General features: G+C 39.7%; 3 protein-coding genes and 1 pseudogene. 3 read left to right on the top strand and 1 reads right to left on the bottom strand.

Going from position 1 to position 3,314, the window contains the following annotated elements; all coding sequences use genetic code 11:
• Nucleotides 1–104 precede the first annotated feature (104 nt).
• A complete protein-coding gene (locus tag RV13_RS20145; RefSeq protein WP_143142308.1) occupies nucleotides 105–599 on the top strand; it encodes a hypothetical protein in 495 nt (164 codons plus the stop codon).
• Between the two features lie 158 nt (nucleotides 600–757).
• On the opposite strand, the gene RV13_RS20140 is transcribed toward RV13_RS20145, so the two are convergent.
• Nucleotides 758–1,867, bottom strand: coding sequence for an ABC transporter ATP-binding protein (locus RV13_RS20140; protein ID WP_060789644.1), 1,110 nt, complete (start codon nucleotides 1,865–1,867; stop codon nucleotides 758–760).
• Between the two features lie 257 nt (nucleotides 1,868–2,124).
• On the opposite strand from RV13_RS20140, the gene RV13_RS20135 reads away from it, so the two are divergent.
• Nucleotides 2,125–3,069 carry an ABC transporter permease gene (locus RV13_RS20135; protein WP_028020591.1) on the top strand — a complete coding sequence of 315 codons (945 nt, stop codon included), beginning with the start codon at nucleotides 2,125–2,127 and terminating at the stop codon, nucleotides 3,067–3,069.
• A gap of 10 nt (nucleotides 3,070–3,079) precedes the next feature.
• Nucleotides 3,080–3,283, top strand: a pseudogene (locus RV13_RS20130) (carbohydrate ABC transporter permease); the annotation flags it as partial.
• Nucleotides 3,284–3,314 lie beyond the last annotated feature (31 nt).

The following is a 3,314-nucleotide window of genomic DNA, read 5'->3' as shown; positions in this document are numbered from 1 at the left end:
TTTGGTTCTGCAGCTGCGTAGGCCAATTTAAGGTGAAAGACCGATATTTTTTGGTGTGAATCGCTCTTTTAATTATAAAGGTAACGCGAACAATATGTATTCCTTTGGATGAAATCAGGAGGTTTAGTGTGGGGAGATACAGGAACAAACTTTTAGGGTTATTATTTCTATTGCTCTTGATTTTACTATTGCTTGTGGTACCAAGAAAGAATTCGCCTAATAAGACGACACAAAAAATATCAACTGTTCATTCCTCCTCGGTTATGCAACCTATTAACACAGCTGAATTTTTGGAGAGTTTTTCCGGAAAGTGGGAATCAGAGGAGCTATCTCAGGTAATTGAGTTCAAAAAAATAGACAATGATTTTATTCTTGAGATAAAAAATGCGAAGAATCCTAACGAGGATGAAAGGGTTGAGTTTGAAGTTGTAGAACATTTAACTTCAGACAATCGGTGGATGCTAAAACCACTAAAAAGAACAGATTCTAGGTTTATTCTCAAACAGTTGTCCCAGAATGAGATAGTTTTCTTTTCAACAACAACTAGAGAGAAAACAGAAGGGGTCTCAAAACCAATAAGTTATTTCAGAGTGGAGTAATACGATTTGGTGAATATTTTCAGACGGTTTTATTGACTACTTGATTCAAATAGTAAAAAAAGATAGTAAAACATCCCTAGTAAAATCAAAATCTTCATTCGATTTTGGTTTACTAGGGATGTTTGATTTTTGGTAATGAAGAGTTTAAGAAGCGGCTTCTAACTCACCTCGATGATTTCTTCTGTTTCTTTATCGAAGAAATGGCTCTTGTTCAAGTTAAAGGCCAAATCGATTTTTTTTCCAGGTTGGTGGAAATCACGAGCATCTACCCGCGAGATAAATTCGGTTTCGCCAACACGAGAATAGAGCATAGTTTCAGCACCTAATAACTCGGAAACGACGATTTCCGCTTTTACGGTGGCTTCTGGGGCAGTATCGATCGCGATTTGTTCAGTATGGATGTCTTCTGGGCGGATACCGAAAATCAATTCTTTGCCTTCGTAGCCCTTTTCAACCAAGAGGTTATTTTTTCCTTCAGGAATGGTTAGACGCAATCCTTGGTGGTCAGTGATGACTCCTCGCGATAAGGTGACATTGAAGAAGTTCATTGCAAGAGAACCAATAAAGCCTGCCACGAAGACATTTTTTGGAGAATTATAGACCTCGATCGGCGAACCAATCTGCTGAATAAAGCCATCTTTCATGATCACGATTCGATCTGCCATGGTCATTGCCTCGGTCTGATCATGGGTCACGTAGATCGTCGTTGTTTTTAAACGGCGATGCAATTTCGCAATTTCCGCTCGCATCGCTACCCGCAGTTTGGCATCCAAGTTGGACAAAGGCTCATCCATCAAGAAAATCTGAGCATCTCTGACAATAGCTCGGCCTAGAGCGACCCGTTGACGCTGTCCGCCAGATAGAGCTGCAGGTTTTCTGTCTAGATAGTCCGTCAAGCCTAAAATCTCCGCCGCATTATCAACGCGTTTTTTAATTTCCTGCTTGTTGATTTTCCGTAATTTTAGACCAAAGGCCATATTGTCAAAGACCGTCATATGAGGATATAGGGCATAGTTTTGAAAAACCATGGCAATGTCGCGGTCTTTCGGCGCCACCTCATTCATGATTTTTCCACCAATCGAAAATTCGCCTTCTGAAATATCCTCCAATCCGGCAATCATGCGTAAAGTGGTTGATTTTCCACAGCCGGAAGGACCGACAAAGACGATGAATTCCTGATCCTTTACATCCAAATTAAAGTCTGTTACTGAGTATTTGGGATTGTTGTCATATTGTTTATAGACATTTTTTAAAGCCATTTCAACCATTCGTGGTTCCTCCAATTCGTTCATCCTTCAATTATTCTTTCCCACTTTCTTCAAAAAAACAAATTAATAGTAGGTATCGCTTTCATTTACTTTAATAGAAAAAATGGAAAAAGAAGCTATCTACGTTTTATCACAATTACTTTCGATCAAAAATGACTTTCTCTACTTTCCTTTAATTTGTTGCAACATACCTTAAATTTGTTCATTACTTCTACCGATAGAAAGCGATATCATTACTTTCGAAAGGAGTTGAAGGGATGCAGAAAAAAAAGAAAGTCGGTTTTTGGCAGAATGTCTGGCGTTATAAAGCGTTGATCTTAATGGCGTTGCCGGGGTTCCTCTGGTTCATATTATTCTTTTATATTCCAGTGTTCGCCAATGTCGTAGCCTTTAAGAATTTTCACATTTCACCAAACGGCTTTATTGATAGTTTGATGACGAGTGAATGGGTCGGCTTTGATAACTTCAAATTTTTATTCGCTTCACAGGATGCCTGGTTGATTACTCGCAACACACTTTTATACAACATAGTATTCTTGGCATTTAATTTGTTCTTCGCGATTTCATTTGCGATTATCATGAGCGAGTTGCGAAATAAAAGATTAGTGAAGGTTTACCATACGATGTCATTGCTGCCATATTTCTTGTCGTGGGTAGTCATCGGGTATTTCGTTTATGCCTTCTTGAGCCCTGATAAAGGGATCATCAATCATTGGTTGACCAATGGCGGGAAAAATCCAATCAATTGGTACAATGATCCGACTTGGTGGCCGTTGATTTTCGTCATCATGAATGTTTGGAAGAGTCTCGGCTACAATAGTATCATTTACTATGCTTCTGTCATGGGAATCGACCCGACGTATTATGAAGCGGCGATGGTAGATGGCGCCAGCAAGTGGCAACAGATCAAAAATGTTACCATTCCTCAAATCGTTCCAATGATGCTTGTTTTGTTAATCATGAACATCGGGGGGATTTTTCGTGCGGATTTCGGAATGTTCTACAATGTTCCGCGAAATTCCGGCGCGCTGTATCAAGTGACATCGGTCTTAGATACGTACATTTACAACGGCTTAACGTCGACGGGTGATCTGGGAATGTCTTCGGCGGCCAGCCTGTATCAATCGGTTGTGGGTGCGATACTGCTGCTGATGGCGAACTTTGTCGTTAGAAAAGTTGAACCAGATTCAGCACTATTTTAGGAGGCACTCAATGAAGAAGAAAAAAATCAATAAAGTTGAAATTCGCTCTTTTAATCCGACAGTCAATTTGATCTTTAATATTGTGATGGCGTTGTTTGCGATTTCTTGTGTTTTGCCGTTTTTCTTTGTCATCATGATTTCACTGACGCAGGAAGCCTCATTAGCGGAGATGGGCTATCGTTTCTGGCCAAAAGAATTTTCGATGGCAGCCTATAGTTGAGCTAATTTCATAATTCGCTTTTATA

It is taken from the genome of Enterococcus raffinosus (assembly GCF_001886185.1).
Taxonomy (GTDB): Bacteria; Bacillota; Bacilli; order Lactobacillales; family Enterococcaceae; genus Enterococcus_A; species Enterococcus_A raffinosus.
Note: the sequence above shows the minus strand (reverse complement) of the source record. Positions and strands in the feature narration are given on the sequence as shown.